Origin of the sequence: Prevotella sp. HCN-7019, from assembly GCF_037890215.1 — a bacterium.
Lineage (GTDB): Bacteria > Bacteroidota > Bacteroidia > Bacteroidales > Bacteroidaceae > Prevotella.
Window position 1 is genome coordinate 100,679 of the sequence record NZ_JBBKBO010000001.1, and the last position, 23,508, is coordinate 124,186.

General features: G+C 52.1%; 14 protein-coding genes. 5 read left to right on the forward strand and 9 right to left on the reverse strand.

Annotation, left to right across the window (positions count from 1 at the left end; translation table 11 throughout):
* Positions 1-284 precede the first annotated feature (284 nt).
* Complete coding sequence (locus WKT13_RS00395; RefSeq protein WP_340322395.1) at positions 285-8,006, forward strand: S8 family serine peptidase; 7,722 nt, start codon at positions 285-287, stop codon at positions 8,004-8,006.
* 886 nt (positions 8,007-8,892) lie between these two features.
* Here WKT13_RS00395 and eno read toward each other — a convergent pair.
* The 4 genes from eno to WKT13_RS00415 all read right to left on the reverse strand — a co-directional run bounded on the left by eno (position 8,893) and on the right by WKT13_RS00415 (position 14,418).
* Positions 8,893-10,200 carry a phosphopyruvate hydratase gene (eno, locus tag WKT13_RS00400; protein ID WP_298620286.1) on the reverse strand — a complete coding sequence of 436 codons (1,308 nt, stop codon included), beginning with the start codon at positions 10,198-10,200 and terminating at the stop codon, positions 8,893-8,895.
* A gap of 210 nt (positions 10,201-10,410) precedes the next feature.
* Complete coding sequence (locus WKT13_RS00405) at positions 10,411-11,439, reverse strand: carboxymuconolactone decarboxylase family protein (RefSeq protein ID WP_340322396.1); 1,029 nt, start codon at positions 11,437-11,439, stop codon at positions 10,411-10,413.
* A gap of 291 nt (positions 11,440-11,730) precedes the next feature.
* Entirely contained in the window at positions 11,731-13,152 is a 1,422-nt protein-coding gene (locus WKT13_RS00410) for an alkaline phosphatase (protein WP_340322397.1), read from the reverse strand.
* A gap of 111 nt (positions 13,153-13,263) precedes the next feature.
* Complete coding sequence (locus WKT13_RS00415) at positions 13,264-14,418, reverse strand: alpha/beta hydrolase (RefSeq protein ID WP_340322398.1); 1,155 nt, start codon at positions 14,416-14,418, stop codon at positions 13,264-13,266.
* 195 nt (positions 14,419-14,613) lie between these two features.
* Between WKT13_RS00415 and WKT13_RS00420 the strand changes: the two genes are divergently transcribed.
* Positions 14,614-15,291 (forward strand): hypothetical protein, encoded by a 678-nt coding sequence (locus WKT13_RS00420; protein ID WP_340322399.1) that lies wholly within the window; start codon positions 14,614-14,616, stop codon positions 15,289-15,291.
* A gap of 129 nt (positions 15,292-15,420) precedes the next feature.
* On the opposite strand, the gene WKT13_RS00425 is transcribed toward WKT13_RS00420, so the two are convergent.
* The 5 genes from WKT13_RS00425 to WKT13_RS00445 all read right to left on the reverse strand — a co-directional run bounded on the left by WKT13_RS00425 (position 15,421) and on the right by WKT13_RS00445 (position 17,918).
* Entirely contained in the window at positions 15,421-15,750 is a 330-nt protein-coding gene (locus tag WKT13_RS00425; protein WP_068856691.1) for a hypothetical protein, read from the reverse strand.
* A gap of 120 nt (positions 15,751-15,870) precedes the next feature.
* Positions 15,871-16,290, reverse strand: coding sequence for a hypothetical protein (locus tag WKT13_RS00430; RefSeq protein WP_340322400.1), 420 nt, complete (start codon positions 16,288-16,290; stop codon positions 15,871-15,873).
* Between the two features lie 24 nt (positions 16,291-16,314).
* Positions 16,315-16,608: a winged helix-turn-helix domain-containing protein gene (locus tag WKT13_RS00435; protein ID WP_298620276.1), complete on the reverse strand. Its 294-nt coding sequence runs from the start codon at positions 16,606-16,608 to the stop codon at positions 16,315-16,317.
* A 3-nt stretch (positions 16,609-16,611) separates the two neighbouring features.
* Positions 16,612-17,190 carry a hypothetical protein gene (locus WKT13_RS00440; RefSeq protein WP_340322401.1) on the reverse strand — a complete coding sequence of 193 codons (579 nt, stop codon included), beginning with the start codon at positions 17,188-17,190 and terminating at the stop codon, positions 16,612-16,614.
* Positions 17,191-17,279: 89 nt separating this feature from the next.
* Positions 17,280-17,918, reverse strand: coding sequence for a hypothetical protein (locus WKT13_RS00445; RefSeq protein ID WP_340322402.1), 639 nt, complete (start codon positions 17,916-17,918; stop codon positions 17,280-17,282).
* An 877-nt stretch (positions 17,919-18,795) separates the two neighbouring features.
* Between WKT13_RS00445 and WKT13_RS00450 the strand changes: the two genes are divergently transcribed.
* The 3 genes from WKT13_RS00450 to WKT13_RS00460 all read left to right on the forward strand — a co-directional run bounded on the left by WKT13_RS00450 (position 18,796) and on the right by WKT13_RS00460 (position 23,340).
* Positions 18,796-19,398, forward strand: a complete 603-nt coding sequence (locus tag WKT13_RS00450) for a DUF4923 family protein (protein WP_340322403.1) — start codon at positions 18,796-18,798, stop codon at positions 19,396-19,398.
* Between the two features lie 8 nt (positions 19,399-19,406).
* On the forward strand, positions 19,407-20,351 hold the full coding sequence (gene xerA, locus WKT13_RS00455; RefSeq protein ID WP_340322752.1) for a site-specific tyrosine recombinase/integron integrase: 945 nt from the start codon (positions 19,407-19,409) through the stop codon (positions 20,349-20,351).
* A 172-nt stretch (positions 20,352-20,523) separates the two neighbouring features.
* Positions 20,524-23,340, forward strand: coding sequence for a M16 family metallopeptidase (locus WKT13_RS00460; RefSeq protein ID WP_340322404.1), 2,817 nt, complete (start codon positions 20,524-20,526; stop codon positions 23,338-23,340).
* The last annotated feature ends 168 nt before the right edge of the window (positions 23,341-23,508 follow it).

The following is a 23,508-nucleotide window of genomic DNA, read 5'->3' on the forward strand; positions in this document are numbered from 1 at the left end:
CGGCAGGCCTTTAGCTGCAGGTTGAATAAATAATTGAAAGCATAACAAGTCGCTTTTTTCAGTTTTTGCAAAAAACGCGCATATATATTAAAAAACTATTATCAAAATCGGCATAAAATATAAATATCTGTATTATTTATAGCAAAAAATACATTATTTTATTAATTTTGCACGGCTGTTTTCAGAATAACAACATTTCAGGATGCTGTTTTTACACAATTTGGATGGCTTACACTTATTATTCATTACATAATTTTACATTTTTAATCTCTTAATTCAGCATTATGCGGAAAACTTTACTTTATCTCGCACTGCTTCTGTGTGCCGTGGCATACAGTCCGCAGTCGGCTGCGCAGTCGCAGTCGTCGGAGACATTGTCTGGCGTAGTGCGTGTGAAACTTCAGCGCGAAGTGGCATCACGCATAGCGCAGCGCGCTCTTCCGATGAACAACGGCGTCGTGGCTACAGGTGTGACACAGCTTGACCGTGTCAACCAGAAAGTTAAGGCTGTCAGCATGAAGCGGCTCATCCCCTACTCCCCGAAGTTCGAGGAAAGGCACAAAGCCGCCGGGCTCGACCTGTGGTATGAAATACGCTTTGAGGACGCAGGCGTAACCCCGATGCAGGCCAAGAATCTCTACAAAACCGTTCCTGGCATACAGATTGCCGAGAACGTACGCCCCATGAAGATGGTAGGTGGCGAAACATTCAGACCGATATCGCCCAACGATATCGCAAAGGCTGCCAAGGCAGCAGCCACTCCTCCATTCAACGATCCCCTGCTCTCACAGCAGTGGCACTACCACAACGACGGCTCGCTGCCGGGCAGTGTGGTCGGCGCCGACGCAAATGTGTGGGAAGGATGGAAGACAGAGACCGGAAAGAGCGATGTGCTCGTGGCCATCATCGACGGCGGTTATCAGTATGATCACCCCGACCTCCAGCAGAATGTGCTGGTGAATGAGGCCGAGCTCAACGGTCAACCCGGTGTCGATGACGATAAAAACGGATATGTAGACGACATCTACGGCTACAACTTCGTGATAAACTCAGGCGACGTGAGTGCACACAGCCATGGTACACACGTGGCAGGTACAGTGGGCGCCGTGAACAACAACGGTGTCGGAGTGGCCGGTGTGGCCGGAGGTAACGGCAACGGTGGTGTGAAGATGATCTCATGCCAGATATTCGACAACCGTTCCGGAGCAGACGCCAACTACGCAGGAGCACTGATTTATGCCGCCGATATGGGAGCAAGCATAGCACAGTGTTCGTGGGGATGGGACGCTGACGGATACTACGAGCAGGCTGTGCTCGATGCCATCGACTACTTCACCCAGTTTGGCGGAGGCGAGAAGATGCACGGCGGTCTGTGTATATTCGCCAACGGTAACACAGGCGACGAAGGCGAATACTATCCCGGTTGCTACGAGAAAGTAGTGGCAGTAGGAGCCATGGACCCACTGAAGCAGCCGGCATCATATTCTTCGTACGGTGACTGGTGTGATATCACCGCACCTGGAGGAAACGAAGACTACGGTGAGAAATACGGTGTGCTGAGCACCCTGCCCAACAGCACCTATGGATATAACGAGGGTACGTCAATGGCAACACCGCACGTTTCAGGTATCGCCGCACTCATACTCTCAAAATACGGAAGCACCGAATTCACAAACGAAAACCTCAGACAGCAGCTCGTTGCGTCTGTAAACGACTTCTATACAGACAACCCCGAAGTAGCGGGCAAGTTCGGAAGCGGATACATCGACGCATTCAAAGCTCTCCAGATGGGAAGCGGCGCGGCACCACAGCCGGTGGCTGACTTCACACTCACCCCGTCACAGGACAATGTTCTCATCGAATGGATCATACCTGATGCCGAGGAGAAGAGCGTAGACCATCACGTTATATACTACAGCACCGAACCGTTCACTCCGGAAAGCGACCTGTCGCAGCCGCAGATAAAGTCGGTTACGGTAGATACGAAATTCCACCTCTCCGGCGACAGCATGCAGTATGAACTCGGCGGACTCACACCGCTGACAACATATTACATAGGTATAAAGTCAGTAAACAGATATGGCAACTCAGCAGAAATGACCGAAGTGAAGAGCGCTACAACAAATGCCGGACCAGAGGTGAGCCTCAACAAGTCGGAGCTTTCGCTCGATGTGGACGCTTCGAAAGGCCAGACCGCAACCGACGAATTTGTTATCGACAACGTAGGAAAGGGTATTCTCAAATACACTATGTCGGCAGCGACACAGTCGGCAACTATATCAGCAAGTGCTGCCAACAACGTTGTACCGGGCAAACTTGTGCCGGCACGCAACTCTATCACAGCTCTCTCGCTGAGCTCTAACCCTATAGTAACCGCCGACTATCAGAAAGAGGACTATCCGAAAACCATCACCTACACAGACCTGACAGGTGTGTATATCGGTGACAACGACCTCTCTGTGCCGAACGCAGAAGCTCAGTATTTCTACGTAGATCCGAAATTGTATCCGGACGGATTCAATCTCACACATCTTAACATCGGAGGAACATACGGAAGTGACCCTGTAATAGAAGTTTACAACGGCGCATCCACCATCTCTAAGGCTTCTCTGCTGCAGACAGTAGAATACGACTGGTTCATGTACAACTACGATCTGAGCCTCAAGGAGCAGATCTACTTCAAACCGGGCAGCAGCTTCTGGGTTGTTGTAAAATTCCCGGCCGGACAGGATCAGCCGCTCGGTGCCGGATACATAGCAAACCAGCAGCAGGTTAAGCAGTACAGTTTCTACAGCAGCGACAACGGTGAGACATGGACACAGCTCAGCGAAGTGCTGCGCGAAGGCAACCTTGCCGAAATAGCAGACTCGCTCACATGGGGCATCAAGGCCATAAGCAAGAACCCGGACTGGAGCTCTGTGCTCAACCCGCAACCGGCAGAAGGCACTGTGAGACCAGGCGAGAACCAGACCGTCAAGGTGATGAACGACGGCCAGAAGATGGTGAACGGTACTTACAAATACAACCTCTACCTCAACACCAACGAGACAGAGAACCCAAACAAGAAGATTAGCGTCAACATGACAGTGACCGGAAACAAACCGGAACTGACAAGCGCCAAGGTAGTAGACTTCGGTGATCTGCTCGTAGGACAGGAAAAGAAACTGCTTGTAGAGATAGCCAACGTAGGCTACGGAGCCTTCACGGGCAGCTACGGATTGCAGGGCGACGACATGAAATGCTCGTCCGACCAGTTCGTCATGCCGTCATACATACAGGGAGGATTCCCAGCACGCTCTACAAACAACATTGAAATAACATTCAAACCGACTAAGAGCGGCAGCCACAGCGGTACTGTCACACTTACCGACAAGAACGGCATAAAGCACACCTTCGTGGTACGCGGAGTGGCAGCAATGCCTGCAAAGGTAAGCATTGACAAGAAAGAATTCGACCTGGGCGACCTCACTGTAGGCGGTGAAGCAAAGACTGCGACATTCACCATCAAGAACGAAGGCGAATATCCGCTGCAGTACGTATTCCCGAAATACAGCGACGAGACAATAGAAGACGCCGGAACAGTGCACAAGTTCGGTTATTCGTACATATCGAACCTCAACGGAAGCGACGAGTTTGAGTACGACAACAATCCTGAACTGAACAACGAAACCGACATAACATCACAGTTCAACAACAACGTATGGCAGTCGGAAGCACTCGATCTCGGATTCCTCTTCCCGTTCTATGGCAAGACATACTCCAAGGCTTACGTCACATCGCACGGAAGCATAGAGATGCAGACCACTGACGGAAACATACAGTGCATCGTGCCGACAGCCACCTGCGTAGGCGGACTCGGCTATATCTCTGCGTTCGCAAACTCAGGCAAGCTCTCTCTCGGAGCCAACAGCAAGATAACATACGGACGTCAAGACGGCAAATTCACAGTGAAATTCAAGGATGTACTCACAGGAAGCCTTGCCGGAAACGGTGAATATTTACCTGTAAGCTTCCACTTCTCACTCTGCTCTGACGGCAGCATCGAGTTCTTCTACGACAACTATGATCCGGAGACAGTGTTCGGTGCGGGAGAGAACATCTTCGTAGGTGTGAGCGACATTGAGTGCGCCGATCCGTTCGTTGTGACCGATGCCGACGCTGTACATGCAGAGAACACCACTCTGTACAAGAACATAAAGACCGGCAGCGCCATCAAGATTGTGGCTCCGTCGCAGTCGATGATCGACGGTCTTTCGAGCACAAACGGTGTGATAAACATCGGCGAGAGCAAACAGATCACCGTAACAGCATCAGCTGCCGAAGGCACTTATGCAGGCGAACTGAAGAACAACCTCATGCTCATGACCAACGATCCTGAGCAGCCGGGCACCAACATCGTGATAAAGGCCAACATCGTAGGCGACAACCTCAAGCCGGTTGCAGCACTCGACTCCACCTCTGTGAACTTCGGAGATGTATTCCGTACATCGAAGGCAGTGCGCACAGTACTGCTCCACAACAACGGAACAGACGTGCTCACAGTGAAGAGCGTGAAGGCTGAGAACGGCAAGATAACCGTGGCAGAAGATGTTACCAAAGAATTCACCATCGCTCCGGGCAACGGCAAGGACCTCGCGTTCACACTGCCGACAGAAACCGAAGGCGAAGTGAGCGACAACATCATCGTCACCTACGGCGACGAAACAACAGTCACACTGCCTGTGAGGGGTAAGGTGATAGGCGTGCCGGAATGGAGCCTCTCGCCCGAAAGCATCGACGAGTCCACACCTTACGGCGTGAACATCAACAAGGATCTCACCATAACCAACAACGGTAACGAGACTCTGAAATTCTCTGTCGAGCCGTCACTCTGGGTTGATATGACCGACCTGACAAGCAACGATAATTCGTCTATCGAATACATCTGCAAGTCGGCTTCCGATTACAGCGACATCGAATACAACTGGATCGATCTGACATCAGATCCGGAAGCTACTCATCAGGACATGTCTTACTATCTCGACAAGACCGACTACTACAAAGTAGAACTTCCGTTCGAGTTCCCGTTCTTCGGAAAGAAATACAAGACGATGTATATCTACAACACCGGATTCGTTTCATTCTCCGAGCACACCGACTACAAGGAATTCCCGGAACCACCGGCAGAGATTCCTACAACGGAAACATTCTACACCAACATCATCGCACCGTTCTGGGGCAACCACACCATGGGTACAGCCGAGGACGACGGTACTTACTACAAGGTTGAGGACGACCACGTGGTTGTTTCGTTCGTGAACTACGGCAACTCCGTAATGATCGGAATGGACTATCAGCTGCTGCTCTACAAGGACGGACACTACAAGTTCCAGTATCATCTGCAGGACAACGGTATGATGATCGGCGTATACGGTCTGGCCGGTATGCAGGACGAGACCGGAACACGCGGTATGCAGCTCCCCGACCAGTACATCAATACAGGCAATGCCGTAGAGATTTATCCGGTGAAGAGCTTCAGCGTGGCTGCCGGAGAGAACGTGACAATACCTGTGGAGATAAAGGCCGACAGCCTTGCAAATGTATACAACACCGAACTCACGTTCAACACCAACGTTCCGACACAGCCTGTTGTCAAGCTGCCTATAACACTTAACATCACAGGCGAGGCTGAACCGGTATTCCCGGCCAAGGTAGGTGGAGAAGCTGTTGCCAACAGCTACACTTATCCGGAACTTGTTTACGACTTCGAGGTGAAGAACAACGGCTCAAAGGCATTCAAGCTCACCAACGCCGAATTCAACGCAGACGGCTCTCTGCCGGCAATGCTCTCGGTTTACACCACATACACCGATCCTTGGTTCGGCACAACAACGACAGGATGGATGCAGTGGGCTCCGGGCATGCAGATTGAGGTTGGCAAGGAACCGGTGAAGTTCCAGATCCACTATTTCGATGATGGAACACCGGTAACCGTAAACTCTCCGATCACATTCACTACCGAAGGACTGAGCGAAAGCACTCACACAGTGCCGTTCGAACTGAACCTCACAGAGGCTCCTGCCATCACATTCGACAAGCCGGAGATTGTCATCAACAATGTATCCGACAACTACACAGGCCAGGAGACAATGACTATAAAGAACGAAGGCAAGTACAAGCTGACCTACTCGCTGCGCATGGACCCGAACGGTGTGGGCGAAACAATACCTGACACCGAGAACCCGGGCGGAGGCATCATGCCGGGATTCATGAACATTCTGGCCGACAGCCTCACACAGGCACAGCGCAACAGCTTCATAAAGGAGAAGGCTACATCCATCACTCCGTTCGAGAAGTTCGACGGATTCATCTACGATGTGCCTGATGTAGACTGCAGCAACCTGCTCTACTATCCGATAATGCCGATAGAGAACCCGCAGACTCTGCTCGTAGGAACAGGCTCTGACGACCTCAGCAACAACTTCCGCGCAGCCACACGCTACACAGCACCGGCCGAAGGATTCAGCCTGACACACCTCTACTTTGTAGGAACAATCGGCGATCTGGAGAATGTTGACATCGAGGCTTCAGTTATAGGAAGCAGCGACGTTACGTCCGACCGCGTGATAGGTCACGGCAAACTGCGCGTGGAGAAGGAAGAGCCTTACAGCGGAACATACTTCGGCGAGCCGCGTATGCTCGAGTTCGACAAACCGGTATACATCAACCCGAACGACACATTCTACGTTGTTCTGAAATATCCGGCCGGATATCCTCACTCTGCGATAATCTCAGCCAAGGCCGAACGTGTACGCGAAGGACGCTACATGGCATGGTTCAAGGATCTGGGATGGATAGACCTGGGCGAAGAGCTCTACAACTCTTACTCTTCATCTATGGGTTACTTCATGACATGTGTTGAGATGCAACCGGGCAAACCGTGGATCAAGCTGCTCAACGACAAGACCGAAGGCGAGATTGCCGTAGGCGAATCGCTCCCTGTAAACGTCGAGATAAACGCTGAAAGCACTTACTTCGACCGCGACAACAAGGCAGTGATCGTCATCAAGAGCAACGACCCGGCACAGCCTGTTGTGAACTATCCTATCACACTCAACAAGAACTCGGCTCCTGTCGTTACAGGTCCGGAAGGCACAACTACCGTTCCTGAGGCATCGACAGCCGACATGAACATCACAGTGGAAGACCTCGACGGCGACGCATTCAGCGTGACTCTGGCCGACGAAAGCGGCATTTCATCGGTAGCCGGCTGCACAATAACCGACGGCAACGAGACAACCAACGCTGAGGTGACCGACAACAAGGTGAGCGTTCCGGCAGGAAAGAAGCTCAACGTGACAATGAAGCTGGCACCTGAGTACGGCTCGGCCGGTCTGCACAATGTCACTGTGACTGCAACCGACGCACAGGGCAACATCGTGACAAAGAACGTGCCGTACAACGTAGAGTTCACCAACAGAGCGCCGGTTTACGAAGGCGAGCAGGAACTCAACGTCTACATAGGCAAGAACACGGGCATCATTGCATACGAAAGCGTGTTCAGCGATCCGGACGGCGACGCCATGACGTTCACGGCTTCAATGCCTGACAACAAGTTCGCCGAGCTCATGACCAACAGCAACGGATATCTCCTCTCAGGCGTGGCAGGCGGCAAGACCGAGCTCACACTCACAGCCACCGACGCTGCCGGAGCCAAGACCACAGTCAAACTGCCTGTAAGCGTGACAGACGCAACGGGCATCGGCTCTGTGACAACAGACAAGGAGGTGAGCGTTTATCCGAACCCTGTGATAGACAACGCCAACGTGACAATGGCCGAGAGCGCCACTAACGTGAACTATTATGTATACGACAACGCCGGCCAGCTCGTCAAGACGGCACACGCCGACAACAAGGCGGCAGGCGAGGCACAGGCTATCGACATGAGCGGATGCGCCAAGGGTGTATACCGCATCAAGGTGGCCGCTGCCGACAGAAGCTACGTCGTGACAGTGATAAAGAAATAAACGGTCGGCGGCTCAGGCCACGACATAACGCGCAAAGAGCGCACCGGAGTTTTTCCGGTGCGCTCTTCTTTTTATGCACAGTCCGAAGCCGTGCCGCAGATGCGCTTTGCTGTCCGGACATCTCCGCCACACACTGACGGACATTCCGACGTAACAACATCCGCACGTCCGTCGCGTTCCGCAGCGGACGCAGGTCTCCCATGTTTCTACTCACGCCTCATGTCAGCGTTTTTAAAGAAAACCCGGGCGGCATACTTACAGTTTTTCTTGACTTTTTTTTGACAAAATTTTTTCGCAAAAGAGATGTAAAGAAATGTTAAGACGTGCATGATACAGGTCGTTTCGGGCCGTACGGCTTTGCAGTATACTCCGCAGTGGAGTGCCGGACAGTACGTACTGCGCTCCGATAAAGCCTGTTTCAGCCTCTGCTTTCGCCTGTTTCAGGGTGTATTATGGTGCATATCAGGCCCTGATATGGGCCATATCACGTGCCGATATGGTGTTTTTCGTGTGTCAGAAAAATCTCTCTTGTATATAAGCCTTTGACATTCAGTATTTTATAAAGCTCTCTCATTTCTCGCGAATTTGCGTCCGAAGGAGAACCGACGCGCAAATTCTCGCTTATTTTTTGGGGTAGAACAGAAAACTCGGGCGGAAAAACCGCGTGATACTGAAAATCTGAAAGTGCACCATATTGCCCATTACGGCAGACGTCGACAACGCCTGCACGGGATTGAAACCACCGTTGCCCCATCATAACCTGCCGCGGCTGCATTTCGGCCTGTTCCGTTCCCCATCGCCGTCCACCGCCTGCGCAACCGCCATAAAGCAAAAAAGGCAGTCCGAAGACTGCCTTAAAATACTGTAAAGAAATAATCGTCAGATATTATTTCAGTTTTGTGTAACCGTACTTAGAAGCGGCACCCAGTTCTTCCTCGATGCGGATGAGCTGGTTGTACTTAGCCATACGGTCTGTGCGGCTCATAGAACCAGTCTTGATCTGGCCAGAGTTTGTAGCCACAGCGATGTCTGCTATAGTTGTATCCTCTGTCTCGCCAGAACGGTGAGAAGTTACGGTTGTGTAGCCGTGACGGTGAGCCATTTCGATTGCGTCGAGAGTTTCTGTGAGCGAACCGATCTGGTTAACCTTGATAAGGATTGAGTTAGCAGCACCCATCTGGATACCCTTCTGGAGGAATTTAACGTTTGTAACGAACAGGTCATCACCAACGAGCTGGCAACGGTCGCCGATAGCAGCTGTCAGTTTTACCCAGTTCTCCCAGTCGTTCTCGTCGAGACCGTCCTCGATAGAGTCGATAGGATATTTTGTGATGAGTTCCTCGAGATACTGGATCTGCTCAGCAGCAGTCAGTTTCTTACCGTTAGGATCTTTCTTCTTGCCGTTCTTCAGCTGGCTGTAGTCATAGAACCACTCGCCGTTCTCGCATACTGCGAACTCGCTGGCAGCGCAGTCCATAGCAATCTTAACGTCCTTACCCGGCTCGTAGCCAGCGTCCTTGATTGCCTGTATGATGCTGTCAAGAGCATCCTCAATGCCGTTGAAGTTAGGAGCGAAACCACCTTCGTCACCAACAGCTGTAGAAAGTCCGCGGCCTTTGAGCAGTTTTGCCAGAGCGTGGAATACTTCAGCACCCATGCGGATAGACTCCTTGATTGACGGAGCGCCTACCGGACGGATCATGAACTCCTGGAATGCGATAGGAGCATCAGAGTGAGCACCACCGTTGATGATGTTCATCATAGGTACCGGCATTGTGTAAGCGTTGCATCCGCCGATATAGCGATAGAGCGGCATGTTCAGTGCTTTGGCAGCTGCCTGAGCTGTTGCCAGAGATACGCCGAGGATGGCATTTGCACCGAGGTTGCTCTTTGTAGGAGTTCCGTCGAGCTCGAGCATCTTCATATCGATAGCGCGCTGGTTGAACACGCAGTCACCCTTGAGAGCCGGAGCGATGATGTTGTTGACGTTGTCAACAGCCTTCTGAACGCCCTTGCCGCAGTAACGGTTCTTGTCACCGTCGCGAAGCTCGAGTGCTTCGTTCTCACCTGTAGATGCTCCAGACGGAACAGCTGCACGGCCCATAACACCATTGTCGAGAGTTACTTCAACTTCTACTGTCGGATTTCCTCTTGAGTCGAGGATTTCTCTTGCATGAACTTTTTCAATTACCATAATTGTATATTTATATTTGTGAATAATTATTCACATGCAAAGTTAATACCAATTATTAAAATAAAGGCACTGTCGGGGCTTATTTTTTCGTTTAGTGAAGTTAAAAAAAACGAAGTTACGCGGCTTGCCACGGCCTTTGCCATGTGGAGTATGCAAAACGCCGTGCCGACAGGCTCTGATGTCCTGTTCACGGCACGGCGCATACTGGTTTCATTTCAGTTTGTTATAGTCTTCGTCGGTCACTTCTTCAAGCCATGTGTTCGATGCTCCTTCGGCCGGAACCGATATGGCGATGTGCTGGAACCATGAGTCGCGTGTGGCTCCGTGCCAGTGTTTCACCTCGGCAGGAATGTCCACCACGTCGCCGGCTTTCAGCTTTCTCGCGGGCTTGCCCCACTCCTGATACCATCCTTCTCCGTCCACACAGATGAGTATCTGGCCGCCCTTGTGGTGTATGTGCCAGTTGTTCCGGCATCCGGGTTCGAAGGTCACGTTGCTCACAGGCAGCTTTCCTTCGCCGTTGGCAAGCGGTGCCAGGTAGCTGTTGCCTATGAAGTAGCGGGCATAAGCGGTGTTGGGCTCGCCCTTTGCGAACAGGAGTTCCGGTTCATCAGTGCTTTCTCCGGCCGGCTGTCCGAGCGCCGTGCTTACGGCTTTGCGTGCACGTGATGCCTCAGCCTTGCCCACATTGCTTTCCAGACAGGCCGGAACGGCGGCAAGATCGTCGCGTGTCACGCCCATGTTCAGGGCTCCGCGTGCATGCGAAAGCAGCTGCGACTCGCATCCGGGGAGTGCCGATATGGCTCCGAGCGTCACCAGTTCGCGCTCAGCGTAGCTCAGAACGTCGCTTGAGAAGATGTCGCCGAACAGGTGGGCTTTCAGATAATAATCGGTGGCGGGCACGAAACTGTAGTTGAACGGTGCGCCGCTCAACTGCGTCTGCACCCTTGTGCCCTCGGCCAGTGCGTTATAACCATCGGGCAGAGAGGTGGCCTCACGTCCTGTTTCGTACTCTCTGTGCTCGGCGTCGCGGCGTTTCATCACCGTCTGAAGCGTGGAGAGAGCGTTCAGCGAGCGCGGAAATCCGGCGTAGGCATAAAGCTGCGAGAGTGCTTCCTTTATTTCGTTCACGGTCAGGACGTTGTCCAGAGCCGCGTCAATGGCACCGTCCAATGCGGCGATGTCGCCTTTTGCACCTTGTGCTCCTATGGTTACAAGGCACTGTTGTCTGGTTTTCATGTTCATATTTTCTTGTGATTTAATGTTTCCTGCAATAAATATCAGCATTGCGATGATAATAAGTCTGGACATAATAATATTCATTTTGTTACGATGCAAAAGTAGAAACAAAAAGCCATACCCACCATATCGCCATTACAGATTAAAATACCCGAATTACGGTTTTGCCTCCGTCGCCGGATGCCGGTCGGCACACATGAGGACAACATGCTCTACAAACGAAGACAGCGGCACCGCACACCCGTTACGGGCAGAGCAGTGCCGCTGTCACACATTTATATTCCGTTATGCTTATTCCTTATCCCATCCGGCCGCGTCGGCTATCTTTCCGGCAATGAAGGTGTTGTCCATCTTGCCTGTGAAAGCCTCAGCTCCGGCACCGATGGCAAACACCGGCACATAACCGTTGGAGTGACCGCCGCTCTGCCAGCCCACCATTGCAGCCTCAGCCATGGTGCGTCGTGCAGCGTCGGATATTCCGTTGAGTGTGGAATAGAGGTTTTCGCTTCCCTCGTCGTGGCCTTCGGTCAGGTTCTTGTATGCTTTCTTGAGTCTGTCGGTCTGATGATCGGTCAGCTTGAACTTGTCCCAGAAGCCCCAGTTTGCCTTCAGGTCCTTCTCCACCTGCTCCCAGGTGAGTTTCTTTCCATACTTCTTGTAGAGCTGTTCCAGATGTTTTGAATATCTCTCTGCGCTCATTTTCTGATACTTCAGCAGGTCGGTGTGCAGTTCGTATTTGCCGCGTCCGAGCACTATACCGCCCGTTTCGTGGTCTGCCGTAACGACGATGAGTGTCTCGTCCGGGTGCTGCTCATAGAACTCATAAGCCACACGGATGGCCTTATCAAAGTCGTATGTCTCCTTGAATGCTGCAGCTGCGTCGTTGGCATGGCATGCATAGTCTATCTTTCCGCCCTCTATCATGAGGAAGAAACCGTCCTTGTTCTGCTTTGTCAGTGCGCTTATTCCGGCTCTTGTGATATCCTGCAGTGTCATGTCCGAGCCCGTACGGTCTATCGCGTAAGCCAGAGATGAGTGGTCACCGGCGTTGTCCTTCTCCTGCTGGAAAAGGATTATGCGGTCCGATTTCTTCAGTTTCTTCTGGAAATCCTTATATCCGCGTGCTATGGTATAGCCAGCAGCGGCACACTGATCGTAGAGCGAGCCGGTGGCAGCAGCGTCGTCCTTGTTCTCAGGATTGGCGAAATCGCTGCCTGCATAGAAGTCGAATCCGGCAGTGATGAGGTCTTTTCCTATCTCATAATACATGTTGCGGTCTGGACGGTGAGCGTAGAACGATGCCGGAGTGGCATGGTTCACCGTAACGCTTGTGCCCACACCTACAGCCGCGCCGGCCTTTTTCGCCCACACAGCCACACTGTTCACGGCTGTCTGCTGGTCGGCAAGCATGCCTATAACGCCGTTCTTCGTCTTGTTGCCTGTAGCCAGTGCCGTACCGGAAGCGGCCGAATCGGTCACGCCGTTAGTGGCAGAGAATGTTGTCACAAAACCTGTATAAGGAAACTGTGCGAACTGTAAAGGCACAGTGCCGATGTATCCTTCTACTGCGGCAAGATAGGTTTCGGTGCCGTTCACTTGGTTGACACCCATACCGTCGCCAATGAAATAGAACACATACTTGGCGCGCCCTTCGGCAAACGCCGTCACCGCCATCACGAACAAAGCGACCGCGGTCAAAAAAAACTTCTTCATATTATTATTCTTATATCCTTTTATTGTTTCCGATAATTCTAAGAAAAGCAATACGCCAGCCATACGTCACGGATGCGTAATTGCGCTCCGGACGTCACAGTATTCAGTATGTCAGTCAGGCATCTTCACCTCCAGTTCTGCCGAAAAGACGAGTCTCGGATCCTGCCGCTCACACAACGAGCGTGCTATTATGTCGGCCGAACGCCTCACACGCTTCTTCAGCAGCCTGCGACCATTGTATTCCACAATGACAGGTTTGTCCAGATCGGCCACATCATCGTTCAGACACAGCGTAAAGGACGGATAGTCGCAACGCTCCACTATGATGCGGTTGCCCTTTCTGTTTGCCACTATCTGCATGCCGGGACGCGCTTCCGAGGCATCCACTTTCAGCCAGTACATAGACGGACGCACTGTTTCCTCCTGCCGCCACACGACACGTTCGGGCACGGCGTTGCGTCTGTATTTCGCCATCCATGCTATGGCTGCCGTATCGACACGCTCCATCCAGTGTCCCTTTCCGCTGATGATGTGAGTCTCGTGAACGTATCCCTCAGGGTCGGCAGCCTGCAAACTGTCCATCACTGCGCCCTTCTCCACAGCCAGACGGTTGCGGTTGTAGGCGCCGTCGTTCTCGCCCATCCATATCATATAGGGCACATTGCGCAGGTTAAGCTGCGAAGCCTCACCGGGATGACCTGCCATCATCGAGGCCGCGGCCCATCGGTCGGCCAAACGCGGAGCCATACGCCACACACCGTCACCGCCTGCCGAATAACCAAGCAGATAAACCTTGTCGGGGCTGACACCCATCTCCGCCACCGCGGCAGCAATGAGCTGCTGGAAGAAAGCGTCCATCTGAGGACGGAACCACATGTTCCAGTCGTCGAAAGGAGCACGCGGAGCCACATACACTCCTTCCTTAGGAGCATACAACACAATCTGGTTGCGCCACTGCTGGTCGTTCACTTCGGTAGGAGCGCTGCCTCCACCGTGCATTGATATGTAAAGACTGCGTCCGTCGGAAGGCTTCTCTCCGAACACTTTATACATGAAAGGCATGCGCAGCGAGTCGAGCGTGAACACCCCGGCACGCCACATCGCGCCGTAACCATTCCTCACATCGCCCATCCATTTGTCCACCTGCACACGCTCCTCCTGCCGTGCCTCCGCGGCCGACAGGCGTTTCTGAGCCGACACACTCTGCGAAAGTGCCGACAGACCGCATGCAAGAATAAAAAAGACAAAAGCGTTTTTCCGTTTCATTATATCAGCAATAGTGTCTTGACTGCGCAAATTTAGCAATAAAATGCCTGAAATCCAACGGCGTAACAAGCTTTTTTCATTTAGTTAACGGCAATGTAATCAGGCCGTCGGGAACATTTTTATGGAAAAAAGACAATACTGTTTTGGCTGTTTCGGTAAATTATCGTAACTTTGAGCCAAACGAAACCCAAAGCTATGAACGATAAGATCACACCTGACAATTTTGAATCGACATACGTTGATCCTATTGAAGAAGAGAGAATCGACAAGTTTGTATGCGACGAGATGGCGCGCCAGATACACCGCTATATCAAGGCCATGTCGGGCACCAAGCACGCCATGCTGATGTTCGAGGAACGCATAGCCCACATGTCAGTGCCTGAGAAGGAGCAGGCCATCGCACGTTACATAGACCTCAACCGCAAAGTGCTTAGCGGTCTTGACTTCAAGATTGTGCTTGCAAGAGCCATGGCCAACTACTGCGATACGTTCGCCTATCTGCTGCGGATGGTGAACGACAAGCGCAAGGCTGTGTACTATCTGAACCGCATAAAGTCGAAATACATGCAGTATCACGAGATATTCGAGCAGGACGGAAAATTCGGAATGAAGGACTACAAGGGCAATGTGCTCATCAGTCCGCAGTACGACTTCCTGCGCACTTGCTACGTATATATGGACGATCTGAGCATAATGCCGGTCATAGCACAGAAGGACGGCAAGATGGGACTCATCCTTCCTGACGGCAAGGACACCGTGGTGGCCGACTTCATCTACGATGACATATCGCTGCGCGACGAACCTCCGTACTTCGAGGTGCGCAAGGGACGCACGAAAGGATACATAGACAATCAGGGAAATTTCACAAAATAAAGAAACGGCGGAGAAGCGATGACTTCTCCGCCGTTTTTCTTTTGTATATCATGTGGCAATTATACGGCTGACGACCGACACTCTTACGTGCCGCATACACGCCGGACAGACCGTCCGGCCGCGACACCATCAATCGTCATCGTTGCCATGTTTATACATCAGTTCGGTCTTGACCACCTCCTGTTTCACCAGCTTCGAGTCGATGAAGGTGAACTCCGTGGTGACAGATACCCACTGATCTCTGAAAACGGCTTCTATGTAAAGCAGCTTGTCCACCCTGCGGTTATTCTCTATACTCTGGGCCTCGCGGGCAAGAGGCTTGCCATAACGCTTCACGAACTCGTCCTCGCTTATGCCCAACTCCACCTTCTCCGTACTGAAACGGCTGCCGGACTTCAGCGTGCCGCACGCCGTGAACAACACCAATACGGCTGCCATGAGAAACAGTCTTACATTCATATTGTCATAAAACTAAAAACAATTATACATCCGATTCACTCTCACTTAGATTGCAAATCTATATATTTTATGACTTCGTCACTCACAGCCGGCAGTTAAAAAAACGTAAACCGCAGCGCCTTACTTCTGTGCCTTGATGCCGTCGGCTATCTTGCGGCACAGCTCGTTGTCGTCGGTCAGTCCCTCCTTGGCAAGTATCTGCTTCAGCGCCTGGGTAGTAACATAAGCCTGAACAACGAATGTGGATGCGGCGTCGCCTGCCGGACGGATGATGACACTCACCTCTGTACGAGTTGCAGTGGTCACACTGAGCAGTTTGTCACTGTTTTCAAACTTCTTGGCCTTGACAAATCCAAAAGACGAGTCGATGCTCTCCACGAACCAGCCATCCGACACCAGCCACGTCACGGCTTTCTGCATGAGCGAGTCCTTGCTCACTTCGGCACGGTATTCTTCAGCCGCGCGCGCCGGAACGGCCATCAGTGCAGCCACCGCAAAGAGCGCGGCCGCGAGAATTCTTGTTGCGTTTTTCAGTTTCATATAAGTTTTATGGTTTGTAACTTTTCATTTCACGATATATCCCTTCAGTGCCTCCACATAGTCGGAGAAGGCCTGCAACCCGTTGTCGGTTATGCGGCATGTGGTGCGCGGACGCTTCCCGTTGAAGCCTTTCTCCACCTCCACGTATCCTGCCGCGGCCAGCTTGTCTATCTGCACACTCAGGTTGCCGGCCGTGGCTCCGGTCTGTTCGCGCAGCCACGTGAAGTCAGCCTCGTCCACACTGACGAGCAAGGACATCACGGCGAGCCGCAGTTCGCTGTGGAGCAAGGGGTTGAGCGGTTTGAACCTACTGTCCATACGTCATTCGGTTTTACGCTCGCGGTCGATAGACAAGCCCTCGAGCACACAGAACAGATAGAAAAATATGTAATAAAGCGAACTGTGCAGTCCGATGCCGGAGAAGAAAGGCCTGTCGGAAAAAACGGCATTCACGATGATGACGATACCCCAGCCGCCTATAACGAGCAGACCGGAAGAGCGCAGCAGGCCGCACAGCAACAGCATGGCGCAGGCAGGCGGAGCCACCATCATGACGATGGTGAGATTCATATTCCCCTTGAGCGAATAATAGGCTGCCACAAGTCCCATGAAGGCGAAGAGCAGAAAGCCGTTGCGAAGTATGCGGCTGAAGAACATGCCGCGCCAGGTCCACATTCTGTAAAGTACGAAAGGCACAGCCAGACTCACCACCGGCACGGCCATCCATGCCCACATCCACGGGCCGGGCTCAACAAACTTGGCCACGAGGCTCAGCACAAAGGCGAGCACGCCATAGACGGTAAGGAAATTGAACCGGCCGATGTTCTCCTTGCGAGCACGGTTTATCATGTCGGTTATCACACGGAGACTCTCCTGCTCCGTCATATTCTTGTTTTCCATAAACTTTGTTTCTTCGGTTTCATATAATCAATGTCAGCCGCCGGCGGCCTGTGAGTCTCGGCCCCACAACCGCCGCGACGGCACGTGGTTCAGGCCTTGCGGCGATGGCGCAGACAGATGAAGAAGCCCGGAATGACCAGCTCGCACAGCACGGCAAGGGCCATGGCCACCATCTCGTAAGGCCCTGCATAGACCAGCGCATAAGATGTGCACACCACAGCGGCGCCGGCCGCGCCACCCAGAATGAGGCGGTTGCCGATGACATAGCCGCTCACCACTCCGGCAAAACCCATGAGCAGAATGATGACGGGAGTAATGGGCAGTGACTCAATGCCGAGATTCATGGCCACGGCACTCAGTATCCACACCACAAAGCATGCACCGCCGAACACGGCCCAGACGCAGCCCACCACCTTGCTCACGAACGAGCGGGGCGTCACACCGTGGGTGCGCGACATGACAGAGGCGGCCGATATGCCCACCACGGCCATGAATATCCACAACAGATTCCACGAGGCATTGCCCGTATGTTGCCACAGATGGCCCACGACGAGGGCCGTGACAAACACCAGCGCGCCCCAAAGCAGCATAACGCGGCCGGTGTAGCGCTCCACGTCGCGGCGGCTCTGCTCTATCGACTGCTTTATTATCTCCAGACTGCGTCCGGCATCTTCAGCACCGGCATTGAGGTCGTGACGACCGTTACGCGTTTTCTCGTTTTCGTTCATAGCTTTTCCTGGTTTAATGGATGAATAGGGGTTGTTTGTCTATTAGTGCTCACAGGCGGTCTGTACCGTGAAGCGCGCCACAGGCTCTGCAGACGGACGGGAGCGCAGGGACGGACTGACTGTTCACAATGCAAATATAAATAAGTTTACATTATAAACCAAATTATTTTATAAACAAAATTGTATCGCAGCACAGGTTTAACTTTCGTTAGCAGTAGCGCAGCCCATACCGCTGCCCATGGATGCGTCCGCAGCCCGACGCGCAAGAACCGGCAGACAAGCGGAGAAACTGCATAAATGAATAAATATGCAAAATTTGACGGTAAAAAATTTTGACAAAAAAAATTTTCAAAATAGAAAATCGTCACACCCCGGAAAGGCTTTTTCGCAACCGGAAAAAACGCACCGCACACCACCCGCCGGCACATCCTCCGGCGAAAGAGCCTTTTTGAGGCCGCGAAACGCATCATTTCATGGGCTGAAAAAGACCAGATTAGCACGCAAAACAGGCAATATCAGGGCCTGATAAAGGCTTTATCGCAGCACGAAAAGAAGCCTGTGAGACCGCCGGTAAGCACAAGCCGCTGACTGACAACAACTTGCGCAACCCTCTCAAAACTCGCGAATTTGCGACCGGAATATTTTTTCCGGAAAACAGAGGCACTCTCGTTGAGTTGAGAGAGAAACCGGAGCATGGCGCATACACTTTTTCTGCATAAATATGCAAAAGCCTGACGGCTGCACTACATGGACACACGCCCGGACTGCGGAAGGCACGACAGATTCATGGCATAAAGAATTATAAAATATCACAGACACATTATTACATGACAAAATTATTTGGTATTTTTGCCGCGCATAACAAAAAGACAACAAAATGATGAAGAAAACAAGATTGATGCTCACAGCAATGCTGATGTGCATTTGCTGCATGAGCGCACAGGCACAGGGCCTCAAAGACATTCTGAACGGCATAAGCGACGTGGCCGGAAAACTCACAGGCAATTCTACAACTACCGAGACAATAGTCGGCACATGGACTTACGACAGCCCGCAAATGAAACTTGAGAGCGACAACCTGCTGGCACAGCTGGGAAGCGCAGCAGCAAACTCGAAGGTGAACGACAAACTGAGCGACGTGTACAAGAAGGTGGGACTGGACAAGATAAGCATCACCTTCAACGCCGACAGCACATACAAATCGACCATAAACGGCAAGGAGACTCAGGGTACATACTCGCTCGACACCGAAAACAAGACGCTCACAATGAAAACGCGCCTCGGACTGTCGCTCAAGACCAATGTGGAAGTGAGCGGTGACAAGATGACTCTGCTGTTCGAGTCGGAGAAACTCATGGACGGACTCAAGGCCGTTACCAACCTGGCAGCACAGGTGAACTCGACCGCATCGGTAGTTAACTCGCTCATAAGCAACTATAAGGGCATAAGCCTGGGCTTCAAACTCAAGAAGAGCGAGTGAGCAACGAGGTGAAGAACGACGACAGGCAGCAGAAGAACACGGCCGGCAGCACGACGACCAAAAAGTATCTGCGGTATCTGAAACTGGAGCGCAACTACTCGGCCAACACCGTGGAGGCCTACCGCAACGACCTGGGACACCTCGAACGCTACATGAAGCAGGAGGGGCTTACGCCCGAAACAGTAAGGCGCGAGCATCTCAACCACTTCGCCGCCACCCTGCACGAACACGGCATAGGACCGACATCGCAGGCAAGAATACTGAGCGGCGTGCGCTCGTTCTTCAGATATCTGCTGCTGGAGGGATATGTCAGCGACGACCCTTCCGAACTGCTGGAGTGGCCGCGGCTGGGCGAACATCTGCCCGAAGTGCTCTCCACAGAGGAGATAGACCGCATGGAGGCATCCATCGACCTGTCGAAATGGGAGGGACAGAGAAACAAGGCGATAATAGAAACGCTTTTCTCGTGCGGACTGCGCGTGTCGGAACTGACAACGCTCCGGCTGTCGGACCTTTTTCTGGACGACAACTTCATACGCATAAAGGGAAAGGGACGCAAGGAGAGACTGGTGCCCATATCGGCCAAGGCGGTGAAGGAGCTGCATCTGTGGTTCGTCGACCGCAACCTGATGAAAATAAAACCGGGCGAGGAGGACTTCGTTTTCCTGAACCGGCGCGGGGCGCATCTCACACGCACGATGATACTCATAATGATAAAACGCTGCGCCGCCGCGGCGGGAATAGAGAAGACCGTGTCGCCACACACGCTGCGCCACTCGTTTGCGACAGCTCTGCTGAAGGGCGGGGCCGACCTCAGGGCCATACAGGAGATGCTGGGCCACGAGAGCATTGCCACAACAGAGATTTACACACACGTGGACATGACCACGCTCAGACAGGAGATACTGGAACATCATCCGCGCAACATCAGATATGCGGAAGGCATAAAATGAGGCGTGCGGAGAAAAGTCAGAAGGTAAGGCACAGGCACATTTTAATGATTAAACATTCATAAAAATGCGCTTGTGCCTTTATTATTGACACATGAAGCAGCATTTTTTTAAATAAAAAGAGGTAAATTTGCAAGTCGTAAATATAACACATCAATATTAAAGTCTATATTTTATGAAACTTAGGAAAATCATGGCGGCAGTCCTCGTGTGCTTCGCAGGACTTGCCCAGGCCCAGATGCAGATGCCTACAATACCGCTCGACCCGGATGTGCGCATCGGTAAACTGGACAACGGACTGACTTATTACATCCGTCACAACAACTGGCCGGAAAAGCGCGCCAACTTCTACATCGCCCAGAAAGTGGGTTCGATACAGGAAGAGGAGAGCCAGCGCGGTCTGGCACACTTCCTTGAGCACATGTGCTTCAACGGAACAACAAACTTCGAGGGCAATGAGGTAATGAGATACTGTGAGAGCATCGGAGTGCAGTTCGGACGCGATCTGAACGCTTACACTGCGATAGACCAGACGGTGTACAACATCTCTAACGTACCGACCGACCGTCAGTCGGCCCTCGACTCATGTCTGCTCATACTGCACGACTGGGCAAGCGAACTGACGCTCGACCCGAAGGAGATAGACAAGGAGCGCGGAGTGATTCACGACGAGTGGCGTATGCGCTCAAGCGCATCGGGCCGCATGTTCGAGCGCAACCTGCCGAAGCTCTATCCGGGATCCAAATACGGTCTGCGCTACCCTATCGGTCTGATGAGCGTAATCGACAACTTCAAGCCGAAGGAACTGAGCGACTACTACCACAAATGGTATCATCCGCAGAACCAGGGCATCATCGTGGTGGGCGACGTTGACGTTGATCACGTAGAGGCTGAGATTAAGAAGCTCTTCGGCGACATAAAGAACCCGGAGAACGCTGCACCGATAGTTGACGAGCCGGTGCCGGACAACGCAGAGCCTATCGTAATCATCGACAAGGACAAGGAGCAGCGCACCAACATGGTGGAGGTGATGATAAAGCACGACGTGTTCCCGGACTCACTGAAGAACACAATGGCTTATCTTGTTTACGGATATGTAAAGGGTGCTGCTGTAAGCATGCTTAACAACCGTTACACCGAAGCTGCACTCAACGCCGACTGCCCTTACGTTAATGCAGGAGCAAGCGACGGCAACTACATCTTCGCAAAGACAAAGGACGCATTCGACATTGGCATCGCGCCGAAGGATATGAGCAAGACAGCTGACGCGCTGAAGGCTGCATTCGTAGAGGCACGCCGTGCTGCCGAATTCGGATTCACTGCGACAGAATACGAGCGTTACAGACAGGACTATATCAGCTCGATGGAAAAGAACTATAGCAACAAGGACAAGCGCTACAACGAGCAGTTCTACAGCCAGTATCTCGGTCACTTCCTCTCAAACGAGCCGATGCCGTCTATAGATTTCCTGTATCAGACAATGAAGCAGATTGTGCCGATGATTCCGGTAGAAGCTGTTAACCAGATAATGAAGGAACTGGTGCCGCCTAACGACAGCAACCTCGTGATACTGAACTTCAACAACGAGAAGGAAGGCAACGTTTATCCTACAGAGGAAGCACTGCTGGGAGCCATCAAGGCTGCACGCACAGAGCAGATAACAGCCTATGTGGACAACGTGAAGAACGAACCGCTCATCACCGAGAAACCGAAAGCCGGAACAATAAAGAGCGAGAAGAAGAACGAGAAATTCGGATATACAGAGCTGAAACTCTCTAACGGCGCTACTGTAGTGCTCAAGAAGAGCGACCTGAAGAAAGACCAGGTGATACTCAGCGGTGAAGGATTCGGAGGCTCATCTCTCTATGGCGAGAAGGACTTCGTGAACCTGAAGGTGTTCAACGACGTGATCGGACAAAGCGGACTCGGCTCATTCTCACTGACAGAACTGAACAAGGCTCTCGCCGGAAAGATTGCCAACGTGAACCTGACAATGGACGGCCTCTACACCAGCGTGAGCGGATCGTCAACTCCGAAGGACGTAGAGACAATGTTGCAGATGCTCTATCTCTACTTCACAAACATCAACAAGGACCAGAAGTCGTTCGACAACCTTATGAAACAGTATGAGGTTGCACTGAAAGACCGTGCTCTCTCACCGGACGTAGCACTGAGCGACTCACTCACAGCTACAATGTACGGCCACAACCCGCGCCTCAAACCGCTGGTTACAGAAGACCTGCCGCAGATAAGCTATGACCGCATACTGCAGATGGCAAAGGAACGCACAGCAAACGCATCAGGCTGGACATTCACATTCGTGGGTAACTTCGAGGAGGATTCTATCCGTCCGCTCATCTGCCAGTACATCGCTTCGCTGCCGGCACAGGGCAAGATCGTGAAGGGTAAGCGCACCGCATTCCTGCAGAAGGGTGAGATTGTGAACGAGTTCAAGCGCAAGCAGGAGACTCCGAAGTCAACAGCTTACATGATGTGGTATAACGAGGATATGCCTTACACACTGGAGAACGCCATCCGCGCCGACATGGCTGGACAGATTCTCTCAATGATATATCTGAAGAAGATACGTGAGGAGCAGAGCGCAGCTTACTCTGTAGGTGCACAGGGCTCGGCTTCTATCAGCGACAACAACTATCACAACATCAACATCTTCGCTTACTGCCCGATGAATCCGGACAAGAAGGAACTGGCTGTAAGCATCATGAACGAAGAGGTGAAGAACATGGCCAAGGCTTGCGATGCCGACATGCTGAAGAAGGTGAAGGAATTCATGCTGAAGAACATCGACGACAAGAGCAAGACAAACGCTTACTGGACAGGTGTGATAGAAACTTACCGCAAGTATAACATTGATATGAACACCGACTACAAGAAGACCGTAGAGGCTCAGACAACTCAGAGCATCTGTGACTTCATGAAGGAATTCCTCAAGCCGGGCAACCACATCTCTGTTATAATGATGCCGGAATAAGAACAACAGCGCACGGCCCACTGCCGGCGCTCTAAATAGTCTGCACGGAGCATCCGGAAACGGAGCGACCGACAGCCTGAAACGAAAATCCCCGAAGATCATGAACGGTCTTCGGGGATTTTCGTTTATATATGCACAGGGCATACACCGCCGGAAGCGGAGAGGGAA

Coding starts and splice junctions, on each gene's coding strand:
- WKT13_RS00395 (WP_340322395.1), top strand. CDS start 285: ATGCGGAAAACTTTACTTTATCTCGCACTGCTTCTGTGTGCCGTGGCA.
- eno (WP_298620286.1), bottom strand. CDS start 10,200: ATGGTAATTGAAAAAGTTCATGCAAGAGAAATCCTCGACTCAAGAGGA.
- WKT13_RS00405 (WP_340322396.1), bottom strand. CDS start 11,439: ATGAAAACCAGACAACAGTGCCTTGTAACCATAGGAGCACAAGGTGCA.
- WKT13_RS00410 (WP_340322397.1), bottom strand. CDS start 13,152: ATGAAGAAGTTTTTTTTGACCGCGGTCGCTTTGTTCGTGATGGCGGTG.
- WKT13_RS00415 (WP_340322398.1), bottom strand. CDS start 14,418: ATGAAACGGAAAAACGCTTTTGTCTTTTTTATTCTTGCATGCGGTCTG.
- WKT13_RS00420 (WP_340322399.1), top strand. CDS start 14,614: ATGAACGATAAGATCACACCTGACAATTTTGAATCGACATACGTTGAT.
- WKT13_RS00425 (WP_068856691.1), bottom strand. CDS start 15,750: ATGAATGTAAGACTGTTTCTCATGGCAGCCGTATTGGTGTTGTTCACG.
- WKT13_RS00430 (WP_340322400.1), bottom strand. CDS start 16,290: ATGAAACTGAAAAACGCAACAAGAATTCTCGCGGCCGCGCTCTTTGCG.
- WKT13_RS00435 (WP_298620276.1), bottom strand. CDS start 16,608: ATGGACAGTAGGTTCAAACCGCTCAACCCCTTGCTCCACAGCGAACTG.
- WKT13_RS00440 (WP_340322401.1), bottom strand. CDS start 17,190: ATGGAAAACAAGAATATGACGGAGCAGGAGAGTCTCCGTGTGATAACC.
- WKT13_RS00445 (WP_340322402.1), bottom strand. CDS start 17,918: ATGAACGAAAACGAGAAAACGCGTAACGGTCGTCACGACCTCAATGCC.
- WKT13_RS00450 (WP_340322403.1), top strand. CDS start 18,796: ATGATGAAGAAAACAAGATTGATGCTCACAGCAATGCTGATGTGCATT.
- WKT13_RS00460 (WP_340322404.1), top strand. CDS start 20,524: ATGAAACTTAGGAAAATCATGGCGGCAGTCCTCGTGTGCTTCGCAGGA.